This window comes from bacterium (assembly GCA_020440705.1).
In the GTDB taxonomy this organism is placed as follows: Bacteria; Krumholzibacteriota; Krumholzibacteriia; order LZORAL124-64-63; family LZORAL124-64-63; genus JAGRNP01.
The window spans coordinates 1-4,198 of record JAGRNP010000201.1 but is presented as its reverse complement, the minus strand read 5'-3'; the positions used below and the strand labels follow the sequence as shown (position 1 = coordinate 4,198).

The window sequence follows — 4,198 nt, the reverse complement described above, 5'->3', positions numbered from 1 at the left end:
CGACCGCGCTGCGCCATAATCCCGCCATGAGACTCATCACCTTCACGCAGGGGACGGACCCGCGCTGCGGGCTGGCCCTGAGCGACAACGTCGGCCTCGACCTGGTGGCCGCCGCTCCGACCCTGCCGGGCAACTGGCACGTGCTCTTCGGTGACCTGGCCCCCGTGCGTCGGGTGCACGACGAATACGCGCCGCGCCTGGCCGAGATGGAGACCATCCTCGCCCAGGGCGGCGACCTGCCCCTCCCGTTCGTGCGGCTCGGCCTGCGGGGCGGCGCCCCGTTGCTGGCCCCGGTGATCCTGCCCTCGAAGATCATCTGCGTCGGGCTGAACTACCGCGACCATGCGGAGGAGCAGAACAAGCCCCTGCCCCAGGCCCCCATGCTGTTCAGCAAGGCGACCACCTGCCTGCAGGCGCCCGAGCTGCCCATCGAGATCGCCGAGGACCTGACCCAGGTCGACGCCGAGGGTGAGCTCGCGGTGATCATCTCCCGGCCCGGGCGGGCGATCCGGCGCGAGGACGCGGTGCACCACATCGCCGGCTACACGTGCTTCAACGACGTGAGCGACCGCGCGGCCCAGTACGCCGACAAGCAGTTCTTCCGCGGCAAGAGCATCGACACCGGCGGCCCCTGCGGACCGTGGATCGTTACGCCCGACGAGCTGCCGGACCTCGCGCACGGCCTCGACGTGACCTGCCGCTGGAACGGCGAGGTGATGCAGCACAGCAACACCGACCAGCTCATCTTCCCGGTCGACCAGCTCATCGCCCACGCCAGCCGCAACATGACGCTGCTGCCCGGCGACATCATCTCGACGGGGACGCCCGGCGGCGTGGGCGTCTTCCGCGAGCCGCAGGTCTTCCTCAAACCCGGCGACGTGGTCGAGGTGGAAGTCGAGGGCATCGGCGTGCTGCGCAACCCCGTGCGGCGCTGGACCCGGCCCGGGAGCTGATCCCCGTGACGCCCCGTCGCCGCCCATCGGGGCGCGGCGGGGCGCCCTGTTGCGCTTCGCAATCCCCCGCGGTCCGGTTGCGCCGCAGGGCGTTGCAACATCCGGCGGGCAACTTATGCCTGCCTACGTAACCTCATTGTTTTCCAATAATTTCCACATCAGTTAGCACTTCCCCGAACTTCCCCGCGAAGGTGGAATGTTCCTTGCCGTTCCCTGTTGTCGACGCCCGCGAGGCGGGCAGGACGCAAGACTCGCCCCACCAGCGCCCACAACACGGAGACGACATCATGACGGCAGCCAGCATCAGCTACAGCGAACTGACCACCCTGATGGAGAACATGCCCAGCTACGCCGACTACCGCACCGAGCGGGACGCCGCCGCGGCCGAGCGCGTGTTCCGGCGTGCCCTGGGCTTCCTGCTCAAGGAATGCGGGGACCACCTCCTGACCATCGCGGAGAAGAAGGCCCAGATCCTGAGCGGCGAGATGGAACAGACCATCGACACGCTCGTCGAGCGGATCGGGCTGATCTTCCGGCGCCTGGACCGGGAAGGGCTGGTGTGCCTCGTGGGCGACTGCACCACGACGATCAACGAACTCGAGGAACTCGACACCCGCCTGATCCTGATGATCGAGGAGGCCCTCGGCCTCGTGCGCACCCTGGAGACCGACGTGCCGGCGGCGAGCTGGTTCACCACCGAGGCGACGCGCCTGTCGCGGGACCTCGCCTCGTTCTCCGAGATGACCGAGGAGCGCAACTACCTGCTGGGTCTGGGCTGGGAGTCGGAGTTCACTCATCGCGAAAGGCGCAACTGATGGGCGAGGACAGGTACCGGGACGACACCCTCGGCAACGGGCGCGGCTGGGGCGCCCTGACCGCCGACGGCGCACCGCTCGAGTGGTCGGTCGATCCGGCCAAGGGCAGCATCCAGGGTCCGCTGGATCTGGAGTTCCTGCGCGACAAGCGCATGACGCTCTTCCTGGAGGAGGGGCAGCAGGCCCTGCTCATCCAGGAGGGCCGTCTGCGCGCCGTCTACCTCGACGGCCTGCACCACCTGGAGATCGGCGAGGGCCGCGGCCAGATCCATCCGGCCTCGCGGCTCCTGTTCCTGGCCATGGACGAGCCCCTGCAGCTGCGCTGGTCGCGGGCGAACCCGCTGCGCTGGAGCCGCACCGACGGCGGCACGCTCATCGGCAGCTGCGCCCTGCGCATCGCCCGGCCCTGCGACTTCTTCGACACCTTCCTGCTCGGGGTCGAGACCCCGGACCCGGGCTTCGTCGGGCGCCTGCTCGACCAGACGGTGCGCGGACTGTTCGAGGAACTGCTGCGGGCCATGTCCGGTGACGGGCTCGACGCCGGCGCGCTGCAGGCCCGCCTGACGCGCCTGACGCCCGCCGACCTGAACGAGGACCTCGCGGACTTCGGCCTCGCCTGCACCCATCTGGCCGTGTACACGGCCCAGCCGCCGGCCGAGGAGATCGCCGAGGCCCCGGTGGTCCAGGTCAGCGAGCGGCAGCATTGATCGGTCCGGCCGGACGCCCACGGCCGGACTGGACAATTCCCCGGGTTGCGTCATAATTCGGGTGGTGATCCCCACCCCCCTTCGAGACGGAGAACGCGCCTTGCACGCCCGCCCGTTCCTGCGCCCCGTCGCGGTCGCCCTGGCCGCCATCGCCCTCGTCCTGGCCGCCTGGGCCGCGCCCGCCCTGGCCGTCTTCGGCGACGACAACGACCTGTCGCCCCGCGACGAGGGCACCGTCGGCGAGATCCGCGTCCACGGCAACGCCCACACCGACGCCGGCCTGATCCGGCACCTCATGGGCCTGGAGCCCGGCTCCGCCTTCGACGACGCGGCCCTCGACCGGGCCTGGGACGCCCTGGAGGACTGCGGCTACTTCCGCTTCGTCGAGATGAACTACGACGACGACGACCCGGCCCACGTGGTCATCGACGTCATGGTCGAGGAGGACCTGCGCACCTTCTACGGCCCGCTCGCCCGCTACAGCCGGCGCCACAAGTACCTCGTCGGCGGCTGGTTCGAGCAGCGCAACCTGCGCGGCCGCGGCGAGACCCTGCGCCTCGAGGCCGCGGCCCTGTACATCCAGCAGGGCCGCGTGTCGTGGCACCGTCCGTGGCTGGCCAACGTCACGGGGCTCGAGACGACCGTCGCCGTGGGCGGCGAAGTGGCCGACTTCGTGTATCGCCCCTTCCGCTACCGCAAGTGGGACGCCACCTGGGACCTGCGCTGGACCTTCGCGGGCCACGCCTACGTGCGCTCGGAAGTGCGCTGGGGCGCCTTCGACCAGCGCGACGCCTACACGGCCGACCTGCCCGACCGCGGTCCCGACGGCCCCGCCGGTGCGGCGGCGTACGCCGCCGGCCGCGAGCACCACTGGGGCTTCGGCGGCTGGCTGGGCTTCGACTCGCGCGACAACACCTACTACCCCCGCCGGGGCGTCCTGGCCGAGGTCGGCCTGCGCGCCTGGACCAGCGACGGCTACGACGACTGGAGCGAGTCGTTGGCCGACCTGCGCGGCTTCGTGACCCTGCCCTGGGCCAAGCACATCCTGGCCGCCCGCGCCTGGGGCCGGCAGGTCGACGGCCCGACCGACCTGGACAACGCCCTGTACTTCGGCGGCCCCGAGACCGTGCGCGGCTACCCGTATGCATCGCGGGAGGGCGAGCACGGCTACCTGCTCTCGGTCGAGTACCGCATGCCCCTCTTCCTGATGCAGATCTCGCCGAAGGGCGAGATGGTCGGCTTCGGGTTCCACCTTTTCGGCGACGCCGGCGACGCCTGGTACGACGGCGCCGAGGCCGGCACGGCCCAGATGAGCTGGGGCGCCGGCACCCACCTGAACCTCGACACCTGGCAGCTGCGCTTCGAGGCCGCCCGCACGAAAGAGGGCGACTGGCAGTTCGAGTTCATGGACAGGTTCAATTTCTGAGCGGATCGCCGCGGGAGCGGAGCGGTGTTGACTGCGGAGTGCCCGACCCGACCGGTCCTGCCGGCCGCAGCCGCCGCGGCGGCACGGAGCCGTGCGCCGCGACGCGACGTGCTCCGCCCTCCCGCGCCATCCCGCACGACCCGGGCCCACGACTTGCAACGATTGGACGATTCCCTGACCACCTCCAGCCCCGGAAGGTCGACATGTTCCCATTCCTGCGCATGGGCACGCGAGCGGCGCTGCTCTGCGGTCTGCTCGTCCCGTTCGGCGCGGCGTCCACGGCCCTCGCCGGCGATT

Annotated in this window: 4 protein-coding genes; all 4 read left to right on the top strand. The window is 70.7% G+C overall.

What is annotated here, in order from left to right; genetic code table 11:
- The first annotated feature begins 206 nt into the window (after nucleotides 1-206).
- The 4 genes from KDM41_17480 to KDM41_17465 all read left to right on the top strand — a co-directional run bounded on the left by KDM41_17480 (nucleotide 207) and on the right by KDM41_17465 (nucleotide 3,901).
- On the top strand, nucleotides 207-953 hold the full coding sequence (locus KDM41_17480; protein ID MCB1185215.1) for a fumarylacetoacetate hydrolase family protein: 747 nt from the start codon (nucleotides 207-209) through the stop codon (nucleotides 951-953).
- 287 nt (nucleotides 954-1,240) lie between these two features.
- Nucleotides 1,241-1,768 carry a hypothetical protein gene (locus KDM41_17475; GenBank protein ID MCB1185214.1) on the top strand — a complete coding sequence of 176 codons (528 nt, stop codon included), beginning with the start codon at nucleotides 1,241-1,243 and terminating at the stop codon, nucleotides 1,766-1,768.
- Nucleotides 1,768-2,475 (top strand): hypothetical protein, encoded by a 708-nt coding sequence (locus KDM41_17470; protein MCB1185213.1) that lies wholly within the window; start codon nucleotides 1,768-1,770, stop codon nucleotides 2,473-2,475. The genes KDM41_17475 and KDM41_17470 overlap by 1 nt, the downstream gene beginning before the upstream one ends.
- Nucleotides 2,476-2,575: 100 nt before the next feature.
- Nucleotides 2,576-3,901: a BamA/TamA family outer membrane protein gene (locus tag KDM41_17465; protein MCB1185212.1), complete on the top strand. Its 1,326-nt coding sequence runs from the start codon at nucleotides 2,576-2,578 to the stop codon at nucleotides 3,899-3,901.
- The last annotated feature ends 297 nt before the right edge of the window (nucleotides 3,902-4,198 follow it).

Bases quoted from the DNA above. Each gene is read 5' to 3' on its own strand.
- KDM41_17470 (MCB1185213.1), top strand. From the start codon at position 1,768: ATGGGCGAGGACAGGTACCGGGACGACACCCTCGGCAACGGGCGCGGC.
- KDM41_17475 (MCB1185214.1), top strand. From the start codon at position 1,241: ATGACGGCAGCCAGCATCAGCTACAGCGAACTGACCACCCTGATGGAG.
- KDM41_17480 (MCB1185215.1), top strand. From the start codon at position 207: ATGGAGACCATCCTCGCCCAGGGCGGCGACCTGCCCCTCCCGTTCGTG.